Source organism: Candidatus Limnocylindrales bacterium, assembly GCA_035559535.1.
Classification (GTDB): Bacteria; Moduliflexota; Moduliflexia; order Moduliflexales; family JAUQPW01; genus JAUQPW01.
In genome coordinates this window covers 15,386-41,920 of record DATMBG010000037.1, presented here as the reverse complement: position 1 = coordinate 41,920, position 26,535 = coordinate 15,386, and the positions used below count along the sequence as shown (strand labels likewise).

General features: G+C 47.8%; 18 protein-coding genes. 12 read left to right on the top strand and 6 right to left on the bottom strand.

Annotated elements, in window-relative coordinates:
- Window positions 1-499: 499 nt before the first annotated feature.
- The 8 genes from VNM22_12755 (at window position 500) to VNM22_12720 (ending at window position 12,784) form a co-directional block, all read left to right on the top strand.
- Window positions 500-2,935, top strand: coding sequence for a molybdopterin-dependent oxidoreductase (locus VNM22_12755; GenBank protein HWP48027.1), 2,436 nt, complete (start codon window positions 500-502; stop codon window positions 2,933-2,935).
- Complete coding sequence (locus VNM22_12750) at window positions 2,928-3,602, top strand: 4Fe-4S dicluster domain-containing protein (GenBank protein ID HWP48026.1); 675 nt, start codon at window positions 2,928-2,930, stop codon at window positions 3,600-3,602. The genes VNM22_12755 and VNM22_12750 overlap by 8 nt, the downstream gene beginning before the upstream one ends.
- 2 nt (window positions 3,603-3,604) lie before the next feature.
- Entirely contained in the window at window positions 3,605-4,903 is a 1,299-nt protein-coding gene (gene nrfD / locus VNM22_12745; GenBank protein HWP48025.1) for an NrfD/PsrC family molybdoenzyme membrane anchor subunit, read from the top strand.
- Window positions 4,900-5,661 carry a molecular chaperone TorD family protein gene (locus VNM22_12740; protein ID HWP48024.1) on the top strand — a complete coding sequence of 254 codons (762 nt, stop codon included), beginning with the start codon at window positions 4,900-4,902 and terminating at the stop codon, window positions 5,659-5,661. The genes nrfD and VNM22_12740 overlap by 4 nt, the downstream gene beginning before the upstream one ends.
- 157 nt (window positions 5,662-5,818) lie before the next feature.
- Window positions 5,819-7,453, top strand: a complete 1,635-nt coding sequence (locus VNM22_12735) for a 4Fe-4S dicluster domain-containing protein (GenBank protein ID HWP48023.1) — start codon at window positions 5,819-5,821, stop codon at window positions 7,451-7,453.
- Between the two features lie 17 nt (window positions 7,454-7,470).
- Window positions 7,471-8,640: a porin gene (locus tag VNM22_12730; protein HWP48022.1), complete on the top strand. Its 1,170-nt coding sequence runs from the start codon at window positions 7,471-7,473 to the stop codon at window positions 8,638-8,640.
- Window positions 8,641-8,727: 87 nt separating this feature from the next.
- The gene (nifJ, locus tag VNM22_12725) at window positions 8,728-12,276 is read left to right on the top strand and encodes a pyruvate:ferredoxin (flavodoxin) oxidoreductase (GenBank protein HWP48021.1); all 3,549 of its coding nucleotides are present in this window, start codon (window positions 8,728-8,730) and stop codon (window positions 12,274-12,276) included.
- Window positions 12,277-12,457: 181 nt separating this feature from the next.
- Window positions 12,458-12,784 carry a carboxymuconolactone decarboxylase family protein gene (locus tag VNM22_12720; protein HWP48020.1) on the top strand — a complete coding sequence of 109 codons (327 nt, stop codon included), beginning with the start codon at window positions 12,458-12,460 and terminating at the stop codon, window positions 12,782-12,784.
- A gap of 36 nt (window positions 12,785-12,820) precedes the next feature.
- Here the strand turns inward: VNM22_12720 and VNM22_12715 are convergent, their stop codons facing one another.
- From VNM22_12715 to VNM22_12690, 6 genes are all read right to left on the bottom strand, one after another.
- Window positions 12,821-13,999 carry a TonB family protein gene (locus VNM22_12715; GenBank protein ID HWP48019.1) on the bottom strand — a complete coding sequence of 393 codons (1,179 nt, stop codon included), beginning with the start codon at window positions 13,997-13,999 and terminating at the stop codon, window positions 12,821-12,823.
- A 29-nt stretch (window positions 14,000-14,028) separates the two neighbouring features.
- On the bottom strand, window positions 14,029-14,448 hold the full coding sequence (locus tag VNM22_12710; protein HWP48018.1) for a biopolymer transporter ExbD: 420 nt from the start codon (window positions 14,446-14,448) through the stop codon (window positions 14,029-14,031).
- A complete protein-coding gene (locus VNM22_12705; protein ID HWP48017.1) occupies window positions 14,387-15,022 on the bottom strand; it encodes a MotA/TolQ/ExbB proton channel family protein in 636 nt (211 codons plus the stop codon). The genes VNM22_12710 and VNM22_12705 overlap by 62 nt, the downstream gene beginning before the upstream one ends.
- Window positions 15,023-15,236: 214 nt before the next feature.
- The gene (locus tag VNM22_12700; protein ID HWP48016.1) at window positions 15,237-17,060 is read right to left on the bottom strand and encodes a PQQ-binding-like beta-propeller repeat protein; all 1,824 of its coding nucleotides are present in this window, start codon (window positions 17,058-17,060) and stop codon (window positions 15,237-15,239) included.
- A 50-nt stretch (window positions 17,061-17,110) separates the two neighbouring features.
- Window positions 17,111-19,135: a TonB-dependent receptor gene (locus tag VNM22_12695; protein HWP48015.1), complete on the bottom strand. Its 2,025-nt coding sequence runs from the start codon at window positions 19,133-19,135 to the stop codon at window positions 17,111-17,113.
- A 686-nt stretch (window positions 19,136-19,821) separates the two neighbouring features.
- Complete coding sequence (locus VNM22_12690; protein HWP48014.1) at window positions 19,822-21,003, bottom strand: TIGR04053 family radical SAM/SPASM domain-containing protein; 1,182 nt, start codon at window positions 21,001-21,003, stop codon at window positions 19,822-19,824.
- A gap of 632 nt (window positions 21,004-21,635) precedes the next feature.
- On the opposite strand from VNM22_12690, the gene VNM22_12685 reads away from it, so the two are divergent.
- The 4 genes from VNM22_12685 to nirK all read left to right on the top strand — a co-directional run bounded on the left by VNM22_12685 (window position 21,636) and on the right by nirK (window position 26,507).
- Window positions 21,636-22,823: an ATP-binding protein gene (locus VNM22_12685; protein ID HWP48013.1), complete on the top strand. Its 1,188-nt coding sequence runs from the start codon at window positions 21,636-21,638 to the stop codon at window positions 22,821-22,823.
- Window positions 22,810-24,189: a sigma-54 dependent transcriptional regulator gene (locus VNM22_12680; protein ID HWP48012.1), complete on the top strand. Its 1,380-nt coding sequence runs from the start codon at window positions 22,810-22,812 to the stop codon at window positions 24,187-24,189. Before VNM22_12685 ends, VNM22_12680 begins: the two co-directional genes overlap by 14 nt.
- Before the next feature lie 160 nt (window positions 24,190-24,349).
- The gene (locus VNM22_12675) at window positions 24,350-24,832 is read left to right on the top strand and encodes a hemerythrin domain-containing protein (protein HWP48011.1); all 483 of its coding nucleotides are present in this window, start codon (window positions 24,350-24,352) and stop codon (window positions 24,830-24,832) included.
- A gap of 25 nt (window positions 24,833-24,857) precedes the next feature.
- Window positions 24,858-26,507: a copper-containing nitrite reductase gene (gene nirK / locus VNM22_12670; GenBank protein ID HWP48010.1), complete on the top strand. Its 1,650-nt coding sequence runs from the start codon at window positions 24,858-24,860 to the stop codon at window positions 26,505-26,507.
- Window positions 26,508-26,535: the final 28 nt, after the last annotated feature.

The following is a 26,535-nucleotide window of genomic DNA, read 5'->3' as shown; positions in this document are numbered from 1 at the left end:
TGTTTTTTATAAACAGGTCCTACAGAGTTAAAAGACCCGGAAGCAAGGCCGCATTAGCTACAGACAGACCATCCCACCGGAGTTTTTTTCGGTAATTTATAACATTGCCAGGTTAATTAACGAATTTAGAAAAACCTGGTGATCTGTTGTCAGGAATCACCCATCAGTTAGAAGGAACGGGGAACAAGAGGATCTTCCTTAAAAAGGTGAATCCGTTTAATCTGTTCTCGTCCTGATTTCTGACATTCCTTTATATATTTATAAACATTGGGTTTCCTTTAGCATTATCAGATTTTAAGACAGATGCTATAAGTTTTTGCTTTTCAGGAACAGGGTACAATGCTTATACCTCGTCCAGAGCTTGGAACCCTCCGGTGTGGTTACCTCTTAGGAGAGAGTTTCCATATTTTGAATCTGGCATACTAATTGCGGTCTTTCTTAATTAGTTCAGGCAATATAGGCAGAAGTCATAAAACAGAGAAAGAAGGAGGAAAAGGTTATGCAATTCTCACGACGAGCCTTTATTAAAACATCTCTCGCAGGAGGCGTAACTATGGCGGCGACAGGATACCTTTCCAAGAACTTTGTGCAAGGAGGAGTTGCGCCACCTCAACGGATTCGAGAGGAGCATCAAGTTCCCAGTGTTTGCCTTCAATGTCCTGCCGGTTGTGGGATTCTGGTTCGGGTTGTTGATGGACGAGCGGTTAAGATTGAAGGGAATCCCCGCCACCCAATTAATCAAGGGCGGCTCTGTCCTAAAGGGCACATCGGTCTCCAGATCCTTTACGATCCTGATCGTATCAAAGGACCCTTACGTCGAATAGGTGAACGGGGTTCAGGAAATTGGGAGCAGATCAGTTGGGAGGAAGCCATTGCCACAGTAGTCAACAGACTCAAAGCTCTGAGAGAGAAGGGGGAACCCCATAGACTCATTTTCATGAGCGGTCGCAATCGGGGACAGATGGGAAGTCTCATTGACCGTTTTATGGCTGCCTATGGATCTCCCAATCATGTGGGGCACAGCAGTATTTGTGCCGATGGAAGTGCTCAAGCCCATTATCTGACTCAGGGAGTCAAAGCATATTTAGGATATGATTGGGATCATACCAACTATCTCCTTTGCTTTGGGGGGGGGTTTATTGAGGCCTGGCGACCCACAACGCGACTCCTTCGGGCTTATGGCCATATGCGTCGAGGACGTCCCATCCGGGCCAAGATTGTTCAAATCGAACCCCGTCTTTCCATCACTGCTGCTAAGGCAGATGAATGGGTGCCCATCAATCCAGGTACCGACGGTGCTCTAGCCCTGGGTATCGCCCATGTGATCATTAAAGAAGGACTCTATAACCAAGAGTTCATTACAGAGCATACTTTTGGCTTTGAAGATTGGACCGATGAAAATACGGGCAAAGAGCATATAGGTTTCAAAACCCTCGTTCTTAGGGACTATCCACCCGAGAAAGTTGCCTCCATTACGGGCGTTTCTGAAGAGACGATTGTACGCCTGGCTCGAGAATTTGCGACAACCCAGCCTGCTATTGCGGCCGGGGAACGGGGAGCCAGCATGCAGTCCAACGGGGTCTACAACCGAATGGCCATCCATGCTCTTAACGCCCTTGTGGGGAGTTTAGAGGTGCCAGGGGGGGTTATCGTTCAGAACAATCCCCCCCTCAGCAAATGGCCGGATATTGTACAAGACGATCTAGCCAAGAGGGGAAACAAGCAACCCCGTATCGATTATGCGGGTACCAAACGTTTTCCCCTGGCCGGTAAGGTTTACCAGGATCTCCCGGAATTCCTCCTGGGTGAGGGGCCGTATCCTGCTGATACCCTTCTGCTTTACTATACAAATCCTCTCTTTTCTACACCTGACGTCAATCGCTTCTACAAGGCCTTTAAAGAAGTTCCCTTCATTGTGGATTTTACTCCCTTCATGAGTGAGTCGGCCCAATTTGCAGACCTCATCCTCCCGGATCATACTTATCTGGAACGTTGGCATGACGATGTGATTTATCCGAGTCTGGGTTATCCGGTAATCAGCCTGCGTCAGCCCGTGGTCAAACCCCTTTACAATACCCGGAGCACCGGCGATGTCCTTATCCAGATTGCCCATACCATGGGGGGAACAATGGCAGAGTCTTTCCCTTGGAAGAATTACGAAGAGTTGATCAAAGATAAAGTAAAAGGACTCTTTGAGGCCCAAAGAGGAACTATTGTAGCTGCAACGTTCGAAGAGTTCTGGGAGCGCTTCAAACAAGAAGGGTTCTGGGCGGATCCCCCTTATAAGTTTCGGGATTGGGCCCATGGGTTCCAGACCCCTTCCAAAAAGTTTGAGTTTTTCTCCCAAAATCTGGAGCATAAACTAGAAGATCTGGCCAAGAAAGACGCCGAAGCTCGGAAGATTAGCCAAGAGCAGGCAATGGAGGAGATGCTTCAGGGTTTAAAACTTCAGGCACGTGGCGATGAAGTTTATCTCCCTCATTATGAACCAATTCGCCATGTCGGGGATGAGAAAGAATATCCATTCCTCCTAAATACGTACAAGCTTATGACTCACGCGGAAGGGCGAGGAGCTAATGCTTCCTGGTTGCAACAGATCCTTGGCTTGCATGTAGGGATGCGTTGGGATAGCTGGGTAGAGATCAATCCGAAGACGGCAGAGAAGCTGGGAATTTCAGACGGTGATTGGGTCTGGGTGGAATCCCAGGTTGGTAGGATCAAAACGCGTGCCAAGCTCTATCCTGGAGCGATGCCTTACGTGGTCAATATCCCCTATGAGTTGGGACATAAAGCCTATGGTCGTTGGGCAAAGGGACGGGGTGTTAATCCCAATGAAATTTTGGTTCACGAAAATGACTTGTTGGGAGGCCTTGCAGCCTTTTTCTCTACCCGTGTGAAAATCTACAAGGTGGAGGGAGGTGAGTTATATGGCTAGATGGGGAATGGTGATCGATCTGGATAGGTGTACTGCTTGTCAGGCCTGTACTGTAGCCTGTGTGGCAGAAAATAATCAACCGGTGGCTGGCCCGGAAGAAAGCCAGAAGGGAAGAAATATCTTCTGGAACCAGGTATTGGCCATCGTGGAGGGGGAATATCCTCTTGTAAAAGCCCGTTTCCTCCCACGTCCCTGCATGCATTGTGATGAACCCCCCTGTGTGCAGGTCTGCCCGGTGGGAGCTACCTATAAACGGGACGATGGGCTTGTGGCACAGAATAACGACCTTTGTATTGGCTGCCGCTATTGCCTGGTAGCCTGTCCTTATGGAGTACGCTACTTTAATTGGAAGCAACCAGAGTATCCCACTACAGAAAATCTTAATCCCGATGTGCCCCTCCGGCCTAAAGGAGTAGTGGAGAAATGTACCTTCTGTGTCCACCGTATAGAGGCTGCTAAAGTTAAAGCCCAGGCGGAGGGGAGAGAACTGCGGGATGGGGATGTGAAAACGGCCTGTCAACAAACGTGTACCGGTGGTGCCATCTACTTTGGCGATCTAGAGGATCCAAACAGCCAGGTGGCCAAACTGGCTAAAGAACAAAGAGCTTTTAGACTCTTGGAAGAGTTAGGGACAAAACCAAGGGTGATCTATCTGGGGGAGGGATAATTATGAATCGTTTAGAAGAAAAATATCTCCAACCGTTGATGCATACAGGGTCAAAGTATTATCTCACTGTGGTCGTCCTTGGACTTATTATTGCCTGGGCCCTATATGCCTATTCCTATCAGCTTATCTATGGATTAGGCGTCACAGGGATGAATACACCAACCTACTGGGGGTTTTACATCGTCAACTTTATCTTCTTTATCGGCTTGAGTGCCGGTGGTGTCATTGTAGCCTCTCTGGTACACGCCTTTAATATTCAGAAATTCAAATCAGTGGCCCGGATTGCAGAGCTTTTAGCCATTGGCTGCCTGGTCTTGGCCACCATTTTTATTACCCTTGATCTTGGGCGACCGGATCGGATTTGGCATCTCTTGGCCTATGGGCGGCTGGGTTCCCCTCTGATCTGGGATGTTATCGTCATCACAACCTATCTGTTGGTGGGTCTCGCTTATGGCTATTTCGGAACCCGTGCAGATCTGGTGAAATGTATGGAAGCGATCCCCCAGAAGCGGGGGCTCTATAGGTTCCTCGCCCTGGGATATACCGATACTTCTGAGAAAGCGTTACAAAGGGATCGTAAGATTTTAAGAGGTCTGGCCATTATCGCTCTTCCTCTGGCAGTGGCACTTCACTCTGTTACTGCCTGGATTATGGGGCTTCTTAAAGCACGTCCCGGCTGGCACAGCGCTCTCCTTGGACCTCTGTTTGTGGTCTCGGCCACCGTTTCGGGTCTGGCCCTTGTAAGTTTGGCTGTCGTGCTGGGGAGAAAGCTCTTGAAGTTAGCGATCAAGGATGAGGTAGTGAAGGCACTCGGAAGTCTCCTTTTCTTTACGATTCCTATCCTAGGCTATTTTCTCTTTGCTGAATTGTTGACCGTCACTTTTGCCAGAGAACCAGCAGCACTTGGCATTTTCCAGGAGATGGTTTATGGACATTTCGCCTTCGTCTTCTGGTTCAACCTGATCCTGGGATTACTGGTACCCTTTGTTATTCTGGCCTTTCCACAAACTCGTACCGATTTCGGTGTGGGGGTTGCCTCTCTTCTTGTGGTGCTGGGAGTGCTGGCCGAGCGCTGGAACATCACAATTCCTTCCCAGTTGCATGCCGATCACTTCCTCCCTTATCCCCACGGCGTTTATAACCTCACCTGGGTAGAGTACTCCCTGGTCGCAGGAGTTTATGCTTTGGGAGTTCTCTTCTTCGCCATCTGTGCCAAGCTTTTCCCTTTGGTTGAAATAGAAGAAGAAGGCGCTTCCCCTGAAGAGGGAGTTCCTTCTCTTGCGGAGGTGAAGAAATCATGAAACAAGCCCTTTCCCAATCTCCCCTGTTAACCTCACGTCCTGCAGGATTAACAAAGGGTATGGAAGCTGAAGCAGGCAAAGAGTTAGGATGGCTTGCCGCCCGGCGGAGCCTGGTATATAACCTGCTCACCTCTGGATTTTACCCGCCAACTTATGAGTTGGTAGAAGGAATCCAGGAGGGGTATTTTATGTCCTCTCTAAAGGAGAACCTGTTTCCTCCCTTGAGATATTCTCCCGGGATGCTCACTTTAGAAAGTTTCACTTTGGAAGCAAGAGAAAGAACACGTTCAGCAATTTACATGGAATTACAGGCCGAGTACACCCGTTTGTTTGTTGGGCCCGGCCCTCCGCTTGTACCCCCTTATGAGTCGATTTATCGAGAAGCCGGGTATATGGTGATGGGAGAAACAACCCTCTCGGTACTTAAAGCCTATGAAGAAGCCGGAAGAGTCCTCTCTTCTGATCTAAAGGATCTTCCCGATCATGTTGCTGTGGAGTTAGAGTTCCTCGCCCTCCTGTGTGAAGAAGAAGCCGCATTATGGCAGAGGGAAGAAACCCTCATAGCCGGAGTGATACAGGTTGAACAGAGCTTTTTAGCAAGGCATCTACTGCAGTGGGTTCCCACGTTTACCAAAAAGGTATCAGAAACAAGCTCTTCTTTTTTCTATCGGGGCCTGGCCCAGGTAACGGTAGGTTATCTCCTGTGTGAGAATGACTATCTCCACACTCTTATTGATCTGTTAGAGGCAAGTACATAGACGAAAGGCAGCAAATAGTAGGCCATAGTTGATCGAAAGGGATCTGTTGTTTGTGGGGAGGTAGTGAGAGGGTATCCTGAATCCTATCCCTCCACTGCCTTTCCATCCTTCCCTCCCATATTAGGGAAAACAGGCAACAAACAAAGGATTGGAACAAATGAAAGTAGGTGTAATTCTGTGTGGCTGTATCAGGAGAGAAGGGATCCTCCTGGAGGAGGTTGTCAATGCACTCCAGAACTATGATTCTGCCCTGCAAGTTATTTCCATCCAGGATCTGTGTACGACATTCCCCGAACAGGTGAAACGATTAGCGATCCAGGAATTCCGGGCCCTCGTATTGTCTCAATGTTGTCAGGAGAAAAATCCCTCTTCCTTCACTTCCCTCCTGGAACAAGTGGGTTTCCAATTGTTCTCTGTAGAACTCCTTACCCCACCATTGAAAAAAGCAGACCAATTTTCACAAAGCCAGGAGCGAACAGAGACATTTGTATCCCTCACCCTAGTAGCCACCCTGCGGGCCAAAGCACGGGCCGGTCTTACACCAGATTACCTCAAGTCCACCCCACTGCCAGATAGGCAAACCCTCAGTCGCCGGGACCTCCTCTTCTCTCTTTTACATCGACATTATGAAGTGATCCCTGCTGTAGAGGCTTCTTCCTGTATGGCATCAACCGGTTGTCGGCTCTGTCTCCCCAGTTGTCCTGAAGGGGCTATTCTCTTCCAGGAAGGGCATGTGTTAATTAAAAAGGAAGATTGTACAGGGTGTGGGCTCTGTGTCTCCATCTGCCCTCAACAAGCTATTCTTTTTCCTCCCTTCAGTCCTAAAGAACTTGATGCCCAACTGGCTCTGCTGCTGAGGGATGGAGAGAAGGAAACAACCAAAAAGATGCTCCTTTTTACCTGTCAGCAGATTACCCCACACCTTGGAAAAGGTTTGGAACGGATAATAGCTCCTCTTACCACTTCTTCTTTACAGATCCTTGATCTTCGTCTTCCCTCCCTGGCTCTTCTAAGCCCTTTTCTACTCCTTAAGGCACTCTCTTTGGGAGCGGCTGGAATTACTCTTTTGTCCTGCACTACCCAAACCTGTGCCTGTCATAATCCTCGTTTTCAGAATATGCTCCACTTCGCTGAGGCTCTCTTTGCAGCGTTGGGTGTTGAAGGATCAAGGCTTTGTTCTTTAAATGCTGGAGAAGGATCTGAAGAGGCACTTTCCCGAAAGCTTCAAATATTTCTCGAAACCTTGGAACAGTCCTCTCTCCCCTTTCCTCAAGGAGAGCCTTTACGAAAGGCCCTCCTTGCCACCTTTGATCTCTCCTCCCTTCTCAAAGTCCTTCTAGGTTCAGTTTCCCCGAAGCATGAGCGACTCGTTGAGAAGGAGGCTCCCCTGGGTCTTCTTGCCCTTCAAGGGCCTTCCTTCTGTACATTCTGTGGGATTTGTCCAAGCGTCTGTCCCACTCAGGCTTTAACCATAGAAGAGGAAGGAAGAGAATATAATCTGAATTTTGCTCATGCCTCCTGTGTAGCTTGCGGGGAGTGTGTTGGCCAGTGCCCAGAACAGGTATTGAGTCTTGAAAGAGGGCTCGATTTTGAGCTTCTGCAAAAAGGCCCCCTCTCTCTAACTAAAGACCAAATAATCTATTGTCGAGAGTGCAAGGAAGAGATCGCTCCAGCAAAAATGCTTGCGAAGGTACAAAACAGACTTTCAGAGAAGAATTCCCAACCCCCTATGCTGGCCCTCTGTTCGACTTGTCGCTTGAAGAAAAGCTTAAACCGTTTAATAAAGCTTTAACTAGAAAGGAGTAAGTTATGCAAACCCTTTACAGCTCTATTTTAGCTTTCCTGGTGAGTTTAATTTTATCCTTGATGGTGGGTGCTGCAGAAGAAAAGAAAGTAGAGGAGAAAAAAGAAGAGACTCCCAAAATTCAGGTTATTCCTGGATTTGCAGATAAAATAACTATCACCGGCTTCGTTCAACTCCAATACACAACCAGTACCGTGGACGATGCCGTAAGTAATTCCTTTGAAATACGTCGGGCCCGCATAGGAGCTATAGCTAATTTTAATGACTGGATCACGGGACGTTTTGAACTGGATGGAGCTCCCAATAAAGATGGCACGCAACCAGGTATTCTTCGAGATGCTTTTTTGAATGTAGGATTTGAACCGGGCTTCCAATTAAAATTGGGTCAATATAAAAAGCCCTTTAGCGTCGTCCAGCTCATCGCTGATACAGCCTATCCAACTGTGGAAAGGGGGATTCGCCTTCAAGGGGTGGGACAGAAAGCTCTGGATAATCTCCTACAAGCCCTCCGCTATAACGAGCGGGATATTGGCATAACGGTGTTGGGAAGCTTTAAGGACCTTCTGGGCAAGGGGACCAATATTTCTTATCAAGTTGGTGTTTTCAATGGAGAGGGGCTTAATAAGTTTGATATTAATAATGGAAAACAGATAGTCGGTCGGGTGGTGGTCACCCCTTTAAAGGGATTGGATCTGGCAGCCGATTTTGTTAACAACACTCTCAATGGGGACCCCATCCGGGATAGTTCGGGTAATGCGGTGGATTCTACCAATGTGCAGGCTTTCGGTTTTGATGTTCAGTATCGACCCAACTCAGAGCAGGGGCTGTGGCTGATAGGGGAGGTGGATTTTGGAGATAATTTTGATAACCCATCAGGTGGGTTTTTAAGGGGAGATAAGACCGCCACCTTTGTGGGTTTTACCACGGTAGTCGCCTATCGTATTCCGGTTCAAAATACCAAGCGGTTGGTAGCCTTTGAACCTGTTTTTCGGGTAGATTTCACCGATCCGAATAGGGAGGTAGGGGATGATGGGGCGACCTTAATCACGCCTGCGTTTAATCTTTATTTTCAGAAGAATGTACGACTTATGTTTGATTATGATATTGTCAAACCTCAAGATAGCCATAAAGAGACTGAATCTGGTTTTCTGTTCAGAGCTCAAGTTATCTATTAAGAAGGTTTGGCAAGCAGAAAAGTAGAGTCCCTGGTTTGTCGAAGGTAGGAGCCGGGTATTTAACTGATTAGGATTGGAGATAGCGCTATGAGACGTAACCAAGTAACGATAGATGGCAATGAAGCGGCAGCCTACGTAGCCTATAAGACCAATGAGGTGATTGCCATTTACCCCATCACACCCTCCACGCCTATGGGTGAGCTTGCTGACGCTTGGGCAGCTGCGGGGGAGAAGAACATTTGGGGGGTTGTACCCGTAGTCCAGGAGATGCAGTCTGAAGGGGGCGCAGCCGGTGCTGTTCATGGAGCACTGCAAGCAGGTTCCTTAACCACCACTTTCACAGCCAGCCAGGGCTTATTGTTGATGATCCCCAATATGTATAAGATTGCTGGTGAACTGACCAGCACGGTCTTTCACATTGCAGCCCGTTCTCTAGCCACCCAGGCCTTGTCCATTTTCTGTGATCACAGCGACGTAATGGCGACCCGGGCCACGGGCTGGGGAATGCTCTTCGCCAATTCAGTACAGGAAGTGATGGATTTTGCCCTCATTGCCCAGGCCAGCACCCTGGAGGCTCGGGTGCCCTTTTTGCACATTTTCGATGGTTTTCGCACCTCCCACGAGGTGATGAAGATCGAAAAGCTGTCGGAAGAAGACATCCGGGCCATGATTGATGATAATTTGGTACGGGCTCACCGCTTGCGCAGCCTATCCCCGGATCGACCGGTGTTACGTGGTACTGCGCAGAATCCGGATGTTTACTTCCAGGCCCGGGAGGCCGTTAATCCCTACTATCTGACCACGCCCCTTATTGTGCAGAGGATCATGGACAAATTTGCCACGAGGGTAGGTCGCTCGTATCACCTGTTCGATTATGTGGGTGCGCCGGACGCAGAACGGGTGATCGTGCTGATGGGTTCTGGCTGCGAAGCCGCTGAAGAAACCGTTAATGCTCTGATAGCCCAAGGAGAAAGGGTAGGTTTACTGAAGGTGCGCCTCTACCGCCCCTTCTCGGCTGAACATCTGGTGGCTGCTCTACCCGCCACGGTTAAAGTTATTGCTGCTCTGGACCGCACCAAAGAGCCGGGTAGCGCTGGGGAGCCCCTCTACCAGGATGTAGTCACAGCCATCTTTGAGGCCATGACCAACGGCACAGCCCCTTTCCCTGATATGCCTCGGGTGATTGGAGGTCGCTACGGCCTATCGTCTAAGGAGTTTACACCGGCCATGATCAAAGGTATCTTCGACGAAATGACCCAACCTACGCCCAAAAGCCATTTCACCATTGGCATTTCAGATGATGTGACCTTCACCAGCTTGGATTACGATCCCAACTTCATGACTGAACCGAAGGATGAGGTACGAGCTGTGTTTTGGGGCCTGGGCTCCGATGGTACGGTGAGTGCCAACAAGAACACCATTAAAATCATCGGTGAAGAAACACCTAACTACGCCCAGGGTTACTTCGTCTACGACTCCAAAAAGGCTGGTGCCGTTACCGTATCTCACCTACGCTTCGGCCCCCGACCTATCCATAGTACCTATCTGATCCAGCAGGCCAACTTTGTAGCCGTCCACCAATTCAGTTTCCTGGAGCGCTATCCTGTGCTGGAAAACGTCGAAGAGGGCGCCATCTTCCTGCTCAACAGTCCTTACGGCCCAGACGAAATCTGGGATCATCTACCCAGGCCTGTCCAGGAGCAGATCCTCGCCAAAAAGCTCAAGATGTACGTTATTGATGGCTACAAAGTGGCCAAGGCCCTGGGTTTAGGTGTACGCATCAATACGATTATGCAGACCTGCTTCTTCGCCCTCAGTGGCGTGCTACCACAGGATGAGGCCATCGTTAAGATCAAACAGGCCATCCAAAGGACCTACGGCAAGCGGGGGGAAACCGTCGTACGGCAAAATTATGCTGCTGTGGACGAGACCTTGGCCCACCTTTATCCAGTAAAGGTACCCGATCGGGTCACCAGTGTTGTCCCATTACCGCCGGTGGTGCCGGCTACTGCTCCGGAATTTGTACAAAAGGTAATCGCCGAGATGATCGTTGGTCGGGGTGATCGGTTGCCGGTCAGCGCCTTGCCAGCCGATGGGACCTACCCTACCGGAACCGCCCAATGGGAAAAGCGCAACATCGCCTTAGAAATCCCTGTCTGGGAGCCAGACCTCTGCATCCAATGCGGCAAATGCGTATTGGTCTGCCCCCACGCTGCCATCCGTGCCAAAGTGTACGACGAGAGCATGCTGACCAATGCACCAGAGACTTTTAAGTCTGCCAATGCCCGTTGGCGGGAGCTATCGAACAAAAAATATACACTGCAAGTAGCGGTAGAAGACTGTACAGGGTGCAACTTGTGTGTGGAAGTTTGTCCCGTGAAAGATAAAATGCGGGTATGGCGCAAGGCCATCCATATGCAACCACAACGACCTCTGCGGGAGCAAGAGAGAAAAAATTGGGACTTCTTCCTGAGCCTGCCGGAAGTTTCCCGGCATGGGGTCTTAAAATTCAACAGCATCAAGGATGTACAACTCTTGCAGCCACTCTTTGAGTTCTCGGGAGCCTGTGCTGGATGTGGCGAAACTCCATATTTGAAACTGCTCACGCAGCTTTTCGGAGATCGGGCCCTTGTTGCCAACGCTACGGGTTGCTCCAGCATTTATGGTGGCAACCTCCCCACCACGCCCTGGTCTCAGAACAAAGAAGGTCGGGGTCCAGCCTGGAGTAATTCACTCTTTGAAGACAACGCCGAGTTTGGCTTGGGCATGCGCCTGGCTTTGGACCGGCAGATTGAATACGCACGTCAGTTGGTGAGTCATTTTCAGGATCTCATCGGTGCAGATCTGGCCATAGCCCTGCTGGAGGCTAATCAATCTGACGAGTCTGGCATCGAAGCCCAACGCCGGCGCGTGGCAGAGTTGAAAGCTAAACTAGCCGATGTGAATCAGCCAGCAGCACGGGATTTGTTGAGCCTCGCTGATGTTTTGGTCAGGAAGAGCGTATGGATTGTAGGTGGCGATGGTTGGGCCTATGATATCGGCTACGGCGGTCTGGACCACGTACTGGCCAGCGGATATAACGTTAACGTGTTGGTACTGGACACCGAGGTGTATTCCAACACCGGCGGCCAGGCCTCCAAAGCTACCCCACGGGGCGCGGTGGCCAAATTCGCTGCGGGAGGCAAGACCTGTTCTAAGAAGGACCTGGGCTTGATGGCTATAAGCTACGGTAACATCTATGTCGCTCAGGTAGCCATGGGTGCCAACGATGCCCAGACCGTCAAGGCCTTCCTGGAAGCTGAGGCCTATGAAGGGCCTTCATTGATTGTCGCCTACAGTCACTGCATTGCTCACGGCATTGATATGAGCAAGGGCATGAGTCAGCAAAAACTGGCGGTTGAGTCCGGTTACTGGCTCCTCTATCGCTACAATCCGGCCTTGAAAGCGGAAGGCAAGAACCCGCTTCAACTGGATTGCAAAGAGCCGAAGATTCCCCTGAGGGATTACATTTACAATGAGGCCCGCTACCGCATGCTGTTGCAAAGTGATCCCAAAGTCGCCGCCAAGTTACTGGCTGAAGCTCAGGAAACAGTCAAAGAGCGCTGGCATTTTTACGAACAAATGGCGAAAAGATAGAAAAGAGTAGAGTAGAGTATAGAGATAGGAGTAAGAGTGTTGAGTCTTCCACACTCCTGGACTCCTACGCTCCCTTCTGGATAATGAATCTTTCTATATACTATGTGAACGTGCTGCAGGGTGTGGAGAAGGAGCGTTTCCTTTCCTGTAGCCCTGAATCTGAATAAGGAGGAACTAAGCTATGTCAAATAAACTACCACAACCCGTTGAAGAGTTTAAGAATAACTATGCCGATGTGTGGAACGCTTTCACGCAACTAGGGGATCGCTGCCACGAAGCAGGACCCCTGGATGAGAAGACCCGACGCCTTGTCAAACTAGCCCTGGCCGTTGGTGCAGGGCTTGAGGGTGCAACACATTCGGCTGTGCGCAATGCTCTGGCCGTTGGGATCGAGCCCAGAGAGCTTCAACACGTTGCGGTACTGGCCGTCACAACGCTGGGTTTCCCCGCGACCATACGGGCCCTGACGTGGATCAGTGATGCCATTAAATCGGAAAAACAACAATGAGGTAAATGCCCCTTACGATCCAGAAATCACAGGTTATTAGTTCAACTTGAAGATGACAGGAAGTTCTATGGTAGCAGGAACAGATATTCCTTGCCGCTGGGCTGGTGTAAACCGCCACCTGCGAATGGCCTGTACGGCTGCCTGATCCAGAACTGAATATCCGGAGCTTTCTTTAATCTCGATTTTCCCGGTGTTTCCATCAGGAAGAACCTGTATGATTAAGAGTACGGTTCCTTCCCATCCAAATCTTCTGGCCTCACGGGGATACTCAGGGCGTGGATTATAGCGTGGAACAGGATCGGTCAGCGAGTCAAATTTCATATCTGCGGGGGAGGCGGGTTCCTTTGGTTTAGTTTCAGCAGATGGTTGACCTGCAGGCACAGGAAAATCCGTACCCACCTGGCTGGTGGTCATACCAACCTGTTCAGGGGGCAGATAATCTTCCCCCTCTCCAGGAATTGTTTCTAGAATCTTTGACCCGGAGTCCTGGGGTGGCGTTTGAATGATAGAAGTTGACACCTCTTTGGAAACTTCCTTGTCAGAAGGAATGTTTTGTTCTACCTTTTGAGTTAGGGTTTGCTCAATCGGTTTATACAAAGGCGGAACGGGCGTAGTCGGTTTTGGAGTTGTTGTTGGCCTGGGTTTTTGCACTTTTTGAGCCGGTTTAAGGTTCCTGACTACCGCCTTCTTTGCCTGTGGAGCGATTTCTTTTACCGTTGGAATCGGTTTGGGGGGCATGGGAACCTGTTCGGGTTTCCAGATTTCCGGTTTCACCGGAGGTTCTGGGATCGTCTGATTTGACCTATCCGGTTTTTCCAGGACCCTGGATAATTCCGGGGGTTTTGGAGGTAATGGGGCTTCTTCTAGAACCGGAACCCTCTTCTGACCTCTGGATTCAGGTTTGACAGGTTGGAGGGTATCCTCAACAAATTGCCTATCCTGAAAGGGATGGGTTACTTCAGGTCGAGGAACAGATGGGAAGTCGAAATCGAGCGGTCGGGGGAAAGAAGAGGGTGGATTCGACCCGACTTCTAGGGGTTTTGGAAGGATCTGGACTTCTTTATTATCCCCGACCCCTTTTTGTTCTTCGTTTCTTAGAGAAACTCGTATTTGAAGGGATGGAGGTTTTTGCTGATCGGGAATCCACGACCGACTATTTAAAAAGATGATAACGCCTATGTGAATCAGGATAGAGATAATCAGAGCAATTTTCATAGGAGTTGTACCAAATCTCCAAAAAAGAATTAATGAAATCCCTGAGGAATACGGGTGGAAACAGTTAAATCCAAGACACCAGCTTGCCTCGAGATGTCCATCACTTTAACGAAGAGCCCAAAAGGTACCCCTGCATCGGCTTTAAGGACCACAGCGTTATTCGGTTTATCGGCTAAGCTCTTCTGGAGATACGTCTTCAAATCCTCCCAGGAAATCGGTTTAGCGTTCAGAAATAATTGGTTATCTTTGGTCAAATAGATCACAACAGGTTCTTCTGCTTCCTGTACATGGGAAGATTGAGCTTCTGGCAGGTTTACTTCCAGACCCGGATCAAGGCGCATAAAAGTGGAAGTCAGAAGAAAAAAGATCAGCAAGAGGAATACCATGTCAATCAAAGGAGCCATATTCAGGCTGTTTTCGACCCGCTTTCTCCTGGTAAACTTGATCATACTCCTGTCCTTTCAAGGTTTGTAGTAAGTCCATGCTATAGTTTTGCATACGAAATGCATATTCATCAACTCTTCCCTCAAAATAATGATAAGCCAGTAAAGCTGGAATAGCTACAATCAAGCCAGCAGCCGTGGTTAACAAAGCCTCCCAGATACCACTCGCCAGAACACTGGGATTTACCTTTTCGCTTAACTCGGCTACCTTCATAAAGGCTTTGATCATACCAAACACGGTTCCCAATAGGCCCATTAACGGGGTTATATTCCCAATAACTTCCAGCCCTCGAAGGTACCGGGATAGGTCTCTTAAGTACCAAGATCCGAGGACTGAGATCCTTGTTTCGATATCTTCAACGGATCGGTGACGGTTATGGATTACCTCTTCAAGAACCCGGGCTACAATACCTCGAGATTTTTGGCATAATCTTATAGCCTCTTCGAATTTATCCGCAGCGATTAAATCCCTCAGTTTAGGAACCAAATCCTCAGAATAACTTCTGGCCCGGTGAAATCGATACATCCGTTCAAGAACAATGGCAACAACCAGGATAGAACATAACCCGATAGGAATCATTAAGATCCCGCCTTTTATGATCAATTCAATTAAACCATTTCCGTGTATTATAAAGTCCATCATCTTACCAAAGTTGAGGGTTTAGGGTCTCTAAGGTACTTGACCCTGGATCCCAGACCCTACTTCCTAAAACCCTAGAAGCCATTAATTCTCAGGTACAGCTCATCTGGCTCAACTCCAGAATCTTTTCGATCTCGGTCTGGTTCCTGATCTCCTACCTTTCATTCCTCTCCGGGAGGGCAAAAACCAGGATATCATCCCCCAGGGGAGATCCCATAAGGGTATTTCCTCCGGCGGCAACAGCAATATATTGAACTCCATCTATCTCATAGGAAATAGGTGGAGCGTTTACACCGGCCCCACACTGAAACCTCCAGAGGAGCTCTCCGGTCCTGGCATCAAAAGCGTCAAAATATCCATTTCCTTCGCCCGTAAAGACCAAACCACCCGCCGTTGCCAGAGCTCCACCTACCATAGGTTGCTCGGTTTTTTTCTGCCACAGAATCTTCCCGGTGGAAGTATGAATGGCTGTGAAGGTACCTGAGCGCTCCTCTTGAGTAGGGATAAAGAACGTATAGCTTTTCCAGGGTTTGCCTTCTTCAGGTATTAGGGTCCTGGAAATAAATCGGGAAGGTATCCGGACGGCAGAAATATAAACCGCCTCCGTTTGAGGACTATAGGCCACCGGGGACCAGGTGGCACCTTCAGCACCGGCGGGTGTAATGCGGACCCCTTGGGGGGTAGGTTTAGCAAACAAGTTCTCTTGGGGTAAAAAAGGTTCTGATTTCAGCAAGAGCTTGCCCGTCTGTCGATCGTGGATATAAAACCACCCTAGCTTACTTGCCTGCCCAACGGCCTTGATTTTTTGTCCGTTTATTGTTACCTCCAACAATATAGGAGGACTGGCTACATCGTAATCCCAACGGTCGTGGGGGACCTGCTGATAATACCATTTGAGTAAACCCGTTTCCACATCCAGAGCTACCAAGCTCACGGTATAAAGATTATCTCCAGGACGGGTTGTGTCATCCATCTGAGGAGAAGGGTTTCCGGTTCCCACATAGAGCAGGCCCAATTCTGGATCTACCACAGGACTCGACCAGATGGAACCTCCCCCCACCTTCCAGGCATCCGGGTATTTTGGAAACGCTTCCTTTTCTGCTTCAATATCCCGGTGGAGATCATAACCATCCGGTGTTGTAGTTCGCCACTCCCCTTCCCAGCCCTTTTCTGGAACACTATACCACCTCCAAATCTCCTTTCCGCTTTGGGCATCATAGGCAACTATGAGACCGCGAGAGCCGTGATCTCCTCCTGAGAGCCCACCCACCGAAATGATAGTTTGATCCCCTTCTTTGAGCTTGAGATGTAAGCCATAGCCGGCACCTGTGGTCCCTATAATGACCTTCCCCTTATAGACCAAAGGGGCTATATTGGCACTGTATCCTGTAGCTCCTATAATGGTTCCTCCCTGTAACTCTTTGTCTCTCAGCAAGGGCTCTGGCACCTCACTCTTTCTCTCTCCAGGGTATGTGATTTCCACATCCCATATGACCTTACCAGTCTTTTGATCCAGGGCAACCAATCGGGCATCGATGGTCGCCATGTATACCTTCCCATAACCTACAGCAGCTCCCCGATTAGCAGGTCCGCAACAGAACTTCTCCGTGCGAAGTTTATGCTCATACCGCCAGATTTGCTTGCCGGTTCGGGCATCTAAGGCAATAACGTGATTATAAGGGGTGGTAATATACATCACCCCATCCACCACCAGGGGATTGGTCTGAAAAGATCCTACCTTCCCTGTCTGATAGATCCATCGGAGAGTCAGGTCTTTAACATTATGGACATGGATCTGATCGAGGGGACTATATCGCTGATTCGCATAGTCCCGCCCGTACAGGAGCCAATTTTTTTTATCCTGATAGGCATTTAATAAGCGGTCATCGGTTACTTCTTCGCCTTGAGCGCTTTGGAATAATTGTAAGCTGATTAAGCTAATCAGGATAACTGCCAGATAACCAAGCTTTCTCATCATATTTCTCGCCTCCTTATAAGCAGGAATGGGTCAGCTATAGTTTGAAACAATTAGAAGAAAGAATAACCTAGCTGGATTCCCCCATATACGTTGAAACCCGGTGCCGGTTCGAAAAACCTCCCCCCTCCGGCGTTAATGATCACATTGGCGTTATATTCCTCATCAAATAAATTGTTCAGTCCAATAAAAGGAGAGAACTCCCAATTCCCAGAGTGCTTCGTGTATCCCAGGCGTAAATCGGAAAGCGTATAGGCATCACTCTTTACCGTGTTAGCATTGTCTGCAAAAACTTCATCTACAAATAAAACGTTCCAAACCCCGTATAACCCTGAAGGATGAAAATAAGCAATTTCTCCATATATCTGATTTCTAGGGATTCCCGGGATTCGATTGCCATCGAATACCCCCTCTGCTGTCTGAAATTCTTCGAAAAAGAAGTCTGAATAGGTATAAGCTCCGGTGAGGGTGAGACCTTTAAGGAGTTCTGCCTTGAGACCTAATTCCATTCCATTCCGTGTCGATTTTCCTGCATTCTGATAAAAGGTACGACCTGGAAAGTCCGGTAATTGAAAGGGAATCAGTTCATCCTTAGCTCGAACGGTAAACGCGGCCAGTTCGTAACGTAACTTTCCTTTGAAGTCCCCTTTAACCCCTACTTCGTAATTGACTGCGGTCATCGGTTCCAGGTTCGGATTAAACCCCCCGGCTCCTGAAGGGTTGGCAAATTCTGTGGTAGTTGGAGTTTCAAAGGTAGTTGAGATGTTTCCATACAAATTGAAGGATGGAGACCAACTGTAAAGTAACCCAACCCTGGGACTGAATTTATCCAGAGTCCGATCCCCAGAGTCGTCCCCATCGGACAGGAAATGATCGTCCACCTCAAATTGAACCCGATCATAACGGCCTCCTAAGGTTAAAGTCAGATTTTCCAGGAAACTAAACTCGTTTTGGACAAAGGGTCCCACCGTACTAACCTTTTCGGTTTGGTCAAAGGTTAAACTGCCACGCTTTCCATTGTCATTGTTAAACCGCTGACGATCGTCATTTTGATGCTCCAGGTCTATCCCAACTACCAGCCGATTTTGTTTACCGAAGATCTGACGGGAGTAAATGTATTTGACTCCCCCTCCCACCACAAATCGTTCCAGATCTACAGCCCCTCCGCTCTGAAATGGAAGGTTACTATCCAAAGATCGGGAAGTATAATAGGTAGTGGCTGTAAGTTCATGGTTTGGAGTAAACTGGTTTCGGTAGACCATACCTACCCGTTCCTGGTTTACTTCTTCTCCGGCATCAAATTGCAGATTACGGCTACTGGCCTGCCGGCGATCTGAGTCAACCTGAGCCTGGGTCAGGCCGCCCGGGCTATCTGAAGTCGTATCAACAAAATTAACCAGTGCTGTTAAGTTGGAAGCCTCGTTAAGGGTAAACTGAAATTTACTGTTAAATAATGTATTCTCCGTTCCACTATGCTCTCTCCATCCATCCAGTTCCAGGCGGGTTAAATTCACCAAATAATTCATGGGCCCCCACTCACCTCCAGATTTCAATCGATATTGTTGAAAGCCAAATTCTCCCAATGAGGCCCGACTTTCTAGAAACGGTTGCTCCGGTCCACTTTCTGTAAAGACACTAATTACGCCTCCCGATGCATTTCCATAGAGGGAAGAAACAGGACCTCGAATAACCTCGATCCGTTCAGCCGAACCCAGGTCAATGCTATCCAGGTTACCCTGACCGTCAGGTAAAGTTTCTGGAATTCCATCTAACAGGATCTTGATTCCACGGATTCCGAATCCGGCCCGGGCTCCAAATCCCCGAATAGAAATTCGCAAATCCTGAGCAAAGTTAAACCGATTTTGAAAGAGGAGCCCTGGGATCTTTTCTAAAGATTCTTCTAAACCCACAGTCTGTTGACCGAGTTGAATATCCTCTTTTTCAACAATTCCAACCGCTGCGGGAACTTTAACCAGGGGTTGTTCGATTCGTGTCGAAGTAACGATAACGGGTTCCAGTTTAGTCGGTTCTTTTGGTGCTTCTACTGCCTGAATCCTTAAGGGCTCCATCCCTAACATAACCATCCTCATAATCAGAAGAAATAGCATACATGGATTAAAAAAACTTTTCCTCATCTTTGAGACCTCACTTGTTTGCCCTTCAGAGTACAGTTACATGGAACTGCCCCGTTTAAGGGTAATCGCATAGAACACCCTTACAAATTTGGTTAATGGTAAGGTTATAACCTGGTTGTATAACGTAGCTTGGTAGAAAATTTCGGCACTTTAAATGTAAACGTGCTTCTCATCTACTATGGTCTGGAAGGGAGATCCGCTAAGATCCCTAAACGACTCGAGTCTGGAAGGGAGACTTGCTCTTAGCCCTATGCGACTCATAGATGAAGCAGGCAAATCCCTCCCTTCTGAAAAGCAACAACCATACCAGCAGAACAGAAAGGGATGAGAAGTGTTTAAAAGACGCTCTACATGGGGTCTCTACGAGGGAAGATGAAGGGATAAGAGAGGGGAGAAGAAGGGTAAATAAATTGGTTGAAATAAACCGTTGGTTTATTTCAACCAATTTTAGATCATATGTCTTAAAATCATACAATTTGTAAGAAAATCATCAAATACCGGGCATTGATCCTATTAAATCTGACCAAGATCCTCCCCATCTACAGGAGGGGAAAGGATGAGGGGGTGAGAAAGATATTCTCCTCCCAGCAGGTTATGCGACCTCTTCAATCCAGTTAATAGAACATTTTCTAAAAGCCCGACCGAGGCTGACCAGACCTAATTAAGGAACCATTATTACTCTCTTTGGGTTTTTGAGGGCGATAGATACAATAAGGATCGCTTTGCATATAATCTCCTGTTACCGCATAGGCACGGGCCCGACTCCCTCCACATATATCCTTGAACTCACACACTCCGCACTTACCTTTGAGTTGAGAGTAATCTCGGATTTGGGTAAATAGGGGGGAGTGACGGTAAATCTCAGTCAGAGGGTTTTTTCGTACATTACCCCCCCCATGGGGTAAAAAACCACTGGGTTGTACAGTTCCGGTATGAGAGATGAAGACAATTCCTTTTCCATCGTTTACCCCCAATGGGGCTCGAGGGATCTGAGGTCGGTTTAGGACAGACACTAATTCCCCGGGCGTAGTGGGCTTTTGGGAGATTTGTTTAAGGAGCCTCTCTACGGGTATACCCATTTCCTGAGCTCGCCTTTGTAACAGGACCCGCCGGTAATGGTATCCCTCCCGAGGGGTGATATCATAGGGGGCAGATTTACTCAAATCGTAAAGCCAGTTGAAGACCCGTTCAAAGTCATTGGCACGAATATTGAGCTTTCGAATTTCAGGACGGGCGGCACGTCCGGTCGCAATTAAGAAGAACAAAGCCCATAGCTTGATACCCCATGGGGCAATCCTATCTACAATACGAGGTAGGTCTTCCAGGCTATGTCGGGTAACGGTGGTATGAATTTGGGTTTCAATACCAAACTCTCGACACCATTCTACGATATGTAAGGTATGGGCAAAAGAACCGGAGACACCCCTGAATCCATCATGAACTTCGGCCATACTCCCATCCAGACTCAAAGCAAGACGAGTTAGACCAGCCTCAGCCAGGCGTTTTATGACATCCTTTGTAACCAGGGGAGTTGCCGAAGGGGTCATGGCAACCCGTAAACCTTCCTGAGTAGCCGAAGCAATAATTTCATAAATATCAGGCCGTTTGAGGGGGTCGCCTCCTGTTAAAATGAACAAGGGGTAAGGCCGATTAAATTCCTTGATCATGCCGATGAGTTGATAGGCTTCTTCGGTTGTAAGTTCGAAAGGGTTACGTTGGACGACCGCATCGGCTCGACAATGAAGACAGGCCAGATCACAGGCCCTTGTCGTTTCCCACACCACTGTAAAGGGACGATCATTAAAATCCATAAAGTTATCTCTTCACTTTTGTGATATTTTCCTGAATAACTCCTTTTCCGCAATCTACGTTGACAGTCACCCTAACCCTCTGGGGTATGCAAAAGGCACGCCTGTAATTTTTAATCGTTTCGGTAGCTGGGGTAATCTTATTGTAAATGACCGGAAAAGGCCGCTCAGATGGATGATAGCCTGAACGGTAGAAACCAGTGAAGGACCCGGCGGGTCCTTCAGAGAATCTGTCTTTTGTCTTAACTTCGGACGATATTAGATAAACTTTATGATTATTAAGTTTGGATTAATATTGTAAGATTTTAAGACAATCCCCTGGAATTCCTACCTTTCGGTAAGCGTACGACATATTCTTCCTAAGCCTAATGGGATATTGATAATCATTTGCACTATGGCATCTTGCAAGGAGATATCAAGACTTTGTAAAGTCTGGCATATTCATTGCGATATTCTCCTATCAAAGTCATGGATCAAAGTCATTTCCAAGGGCGAACAGGAAGAGGTTATTCTTTTAGAAGGAGGAAAGGCAGGCTGGGTTTAGGGTCTTGATAAAGGGGATTAGAGTAGTTCGCCGGGGGACTGGAACGATTAAAAATCAGTTTTGACCTGGTACAGCCTGAAGATAAGAGTGAATGAAAAGAAGGTTTGAGGAGCCGAGACTCGCTCCTACCTGCGGGGCGTGTTCGTTATTGGTACTCTCTGCCGAGGCAGTAGTTTTATTCAATCCAGACAGAAGGATCATAGAGTGGAACCCAACCGCAGAGAAACTTTACGGTTATGGACGTAAGGAAGTTCTTGGGAGGTTGTTAAAGACGATACCCAGGGGCAGGGAAGAAGAGTTTAAGATGCTCATGGATAGGGTCAAAAATGGTGAAAAGGTATACGATCTTGAAACTAAGAGACTGGCAAGGAATGGGGAGGAAATAGATGTAAGCATCAACCTCTCGTATTTCCATGATCCCCAGACTCACAAACCTTATTTCATAGAAGTAGCCAAAGATATCCGCGAGAAGATCAAGCTACGACAATGGTTGATTGAAATGGAAAAACTCACCTCCATGGGTAAGATGGCTGCTGGAACCGCCCACCACTTAAATACTCCTTTAACTTCAATGCTTCTTAGAGTCCAGATGATAAAGGAAAGATTTCAAGATCCGCTACTACAACCGGAGCTTGACAGGCTGGAAGGGGGAATAAAATTTTGTCAGGAGTTTGTTCAAAAGCTCCTTCAGTTTGCACGTAGAACGAGCATGGAGAAAAAAAGCACGGAACTTAGAGAGTTGGTGGATTCTGTGATTACGTTCTTCAAGCCCACTTTAAAGGTTAGAAAGGTCAATGTTATTTTGGATGAGAGTGAGTTGCGAGGTAAGAGGATCCTGGCAGATCGAAGCCAGATTGAAGCTTTGCTGTCAGCGATTCTCATGAATGCCATTGACGCAATGCCTGATGGAGGTGAAATTCGGGTGGCCTCTAGGCTCGTGAATTCAACCTCCTTCGATCCTGCTCAAAACAGATCCTTCGACTTAGCTCAGAACAGGTTTCACCAGGCTCAGGGTAACCCTCAGATTGAGATCAGCATAACCGATAACGGCATAGGTATACCCGAGAAACACCTTCCACATATTTTTGAACCATTTTATACCACTAAGGAGTCCGGGAAGGGGACCGGACTGGGTTTATCCATAGCTCAAAACATTGTCCGAGAACATGATGGTTCGATAACAGTGGTTAGCAAAGAGGGAAAAGGGACTACGGTTAGTATCCGTTTTCCACTTTTCCAGTATGAAAACTTAGAGGGTAAAATCAATGGAATTGCCTAAAATTTTAATTGTTGATGACGATAGAGAGATGGTCGAGACCCTTGCTAGCCTCTTCGAAAAGAACGGATACGGTGTTTCTGTGGCTCTATCTGGAGGGGAGGCTCTTGAGATCCTTAAGACCGGGGGTACTATCAGTCTGGCACTGGTAGATCTCATGATGCCGTTGATCGATGGCATTGCCCTCATGGAGAAGCTCAAGGAGGTGGACCCTGACATAGCCGTCATTCTCATGACCGGATATGGCACCATCCAGACAGCTGTTGAGGCCATAAAGCGGGGAGCCGACGATTTCATCTTAAAGCCATTTGATAAGAATATGATTCTGAAAAAGGTAGGACGGGCTGTGGAGATGTGCGAATTGAGAGAGAAAGTGGCCAAGCTTCAGGATCAGGTGGATAGCATATCAGGGTTTGAGGAAATCGTTGCTATCTCTAGGAAGATGCGAGAGGTTGTTGACAAGGCTTTGGTAGCCTCCCAATCCGACATCCCGGTGCTGATAATCGGTGAGACCGGAACCGGCAAAGAGATTTTGGCAAGGGCAATTCATCGCAGGAGTCAGAGGAGGGATAAACCCTTTGTGCCAATCAATTGTGGAGCCCTACCTAAAGAGTTGATTGAGAGCGAGCTTTTTGGATACAAGAAGGGTTCTTTTACAGGGGCCATCCGGGATCATAAAGGACTTTTTGTATCGGCTACCGGAGGGACTCTATTTCTGGATGAGATCAGCGAGATGCCTAAAGACGCTCAGGTTAAGTTGCTTCGAGTACTTCAGGATGGGAGAGTGCGAGCCATTGGAGATACCCGAGAAATAGAAGTGGATGTTCGGGTTTTATCAGCTTCTAATCGACCTGTGGAGGAGCTTAAAGGTCAGTACCTCCGTGAAGACCTTTATTATCGGATATCGACGTTGACCATTGTTATTCCCCCTTTGCGGGAGAGAAGGGAAGATATCCCCTTGTTGGCGGAAAGGTTTGTAAGGAAATATGGAGAGAAATATGGACACCGGTTAAGGATAGAAAAGGAAGTATTCGGCCTTCTTCAAGACTATCCGTTTTACGGCAATGTCCGGGAATTGGAAAGCATGATGGAAGGAATTATAGCAACAGCCGGGGAGAAAAAAGAGAATCTCACGGTGCAGGATATTAAAACAATGTTTAAGAAACATAAATCGGAAGGAGACTTTGAACAGGCAAGAGAGGCTACGCTTTATGGCACTTCCGCGCTTTCCCTGGAACAGGTGGAGAAGTTTGCCATTGAACAGGCTTTAAGGGTGGCCGGGGGAAACAAATCCAAAGCGGCTGAGATCTTGGGTATCTCCCGGGACTCGCTTTATAGGAAGATAAAGCGATACCGTATCTCTTTCTGACCTTTCACTCTGGTGAGATTAAGTCGGATAAGTTTTATCTATGAGGGTAAGTAAGTCAGGAAATAAACAAACAGGCAAGCAACAAGCTGGTTGAAGTAGAGGCAGGATGATCCTATTTGCCTGTCTTGCTATGGATACAAGCTAAAGGAGAATCATAATCATGGAAGAGAGTATTAAGACCTACTTTGAAAAAGACCATAACCGTTTAGATGAGCTTTTTAGAAATTTTCAAAGGCTTAAAAAGGTGGATTATCCAAAAGCTAAAGAATTCTTCAAGGAATTTAAGTTTGGCCTGCAAAGACATATTGTTTGGGAAGAGGAGATTCTTTTCCTCATGTTTGAACAAAAAACCGGTATGGCTTACAGTGGTCCCACCCGGGTCATGCGGATAGAACATGAGCAGATAAGAAAACATTTAGAAGCGATTCATGAAAAGGTTCAAAAGCAGGATCCTGATAGTGAGGAAGAAGAGCAAATGCTTTTATCGGTACTTTCTTTGCATAACCAAAAGGAGGAGTATATTCTTTATCCCACCATTGATAAATCCCTCTCTGATCCGGAGAGGGAAGCAATTTTTGCAGCTATGAAGAATATACCTGAAGAGCGTTATAAGATATGTTGCAGAAATCTTTCAAATGGATAAATTTGAAATGAGGAGGGAGATAGATATGAACAACGCCAATAAGTATGATCGGATTCTTTCACTGTTGGCCATGGGGGTTCTTGTTGCCTTTGTGGTGGCTGCTATTGTTCTTTATAATCTCGGTAATACGAATATTCCCATTTCTGCACAATCTTCAGATAGAGAGGTAAAAACTTTATCCAAGTCGGCGGATTCCACCCTTGACACGAAGGGTACTACAAGTACTGGGATCCACGAACATGCCTTAGGGCTGCCGAGATCTGCGGATACAGGTGTGAAAACTGTATCCCAACCCGCAGACTCTGCCTCCAGGAGTGGGGAGAATACTTCTGCTACAGAGAAAAGTCCTACCTCTTACACACCTAATGTTACCTTCACATTGAAGACGAGCCTTGCCGAGGAAAAACTTGTCTTTATCGGCGTAGGAGGAGCTATTGATGGGGTTGTGAATCCCACCCTGCCGGTTATGTTGGATAATGTGGTACAGGTTACCTTGATTAACGGGGATGGGGTTTTACATGATATTACCTTTCCCGATTTTAATGCCAAGTCTGAAGAGATTGCCCGTAAAGGAGCCAGTAGTGTAATTACATTCCGGGTGACTAAGAAAGGAGAGTTCCCCTACTTTTGCTCATTACCCGGTCATCGGCAAGCTGGAATGGAAGGTAAAATCGTTGTTGGAGAAGCCGGAGAAATCATTTCTCCTGCGGGGGTAAGCGTCGTTCGTAATCCCACGGATTTACCCCCTCCCATTGGAACCCGTCCTGCTCAGACAGTACGGGTAGATCTAGAAACTATAGAGCTGAAGGGGCAGTTGGCAGAGGGTACCACCTACACCTACTGGACTTACAATGGCAAGGTTCCAGGCCCCTTTATACGGGTACGTGTGGGCGATACCGTGGAAGTCCATTTGAAAAACCATGGAGATAGCCGAATGATCCACTCGGTAGATTTCCATGCAGTGACTGGCCCCGGCGGAGGTGCAGCCGTAACACAGGCTTCTCCCAATACAGAGAAAGCCTTTACTTTTAAAGCGATGAATCCAGGCCTTTACGTCTATCACTGTGCAACCCCCATGGTAGCCCATCACATTGCCAATGGGATGTACGGTCTTATCCTGGTAGAACCGGAAGGTGGCTTACCTGAAGTGAATCGTGAGTTTTATGTGATGCAGGGTGAGATTTATACTCAAAATCCCTTTGGAAAACATGGGTATCAAGAATTCAGTGTAGAGAAACTCCTGGCGGAAACGCCTGAATACTTCGTATTGAATGGAGCAGTTGGAGCTCTCACCAAGGAATATCCTATGCAAGCCAAGGTAGGGGAGACGGTACGTATCTTCTTTGGCGTCGGAGGTCCCAACTTTACTTCGTCCTTCCATGTGATTGGTGAAATCTTTGATCGGGTTTATAACCAGGCATCCCTCACGGCTCCTCCCCTGACCGATGTGCAGACAACGCTGGTACCCCCCGGGGGGGCGGCCATGGTAGAGTTTAAACTGGAAGTTCCTGGACGTTACATCTTAGTGGACCACGCCCTCTCGCGGTTAGAACGGGGTCTGGTAGGTTTCCTGATGGCCGAAGGGCCGGAGAATCTTGAAGTATTTCATAGATTAGGACCGGAAGGCGCTCAGAATATCGACGAAAAAACTCAACAGGCCAGTTCCCTTCACTAGATTTTGAACTCGTATCTGGAAGGATTAC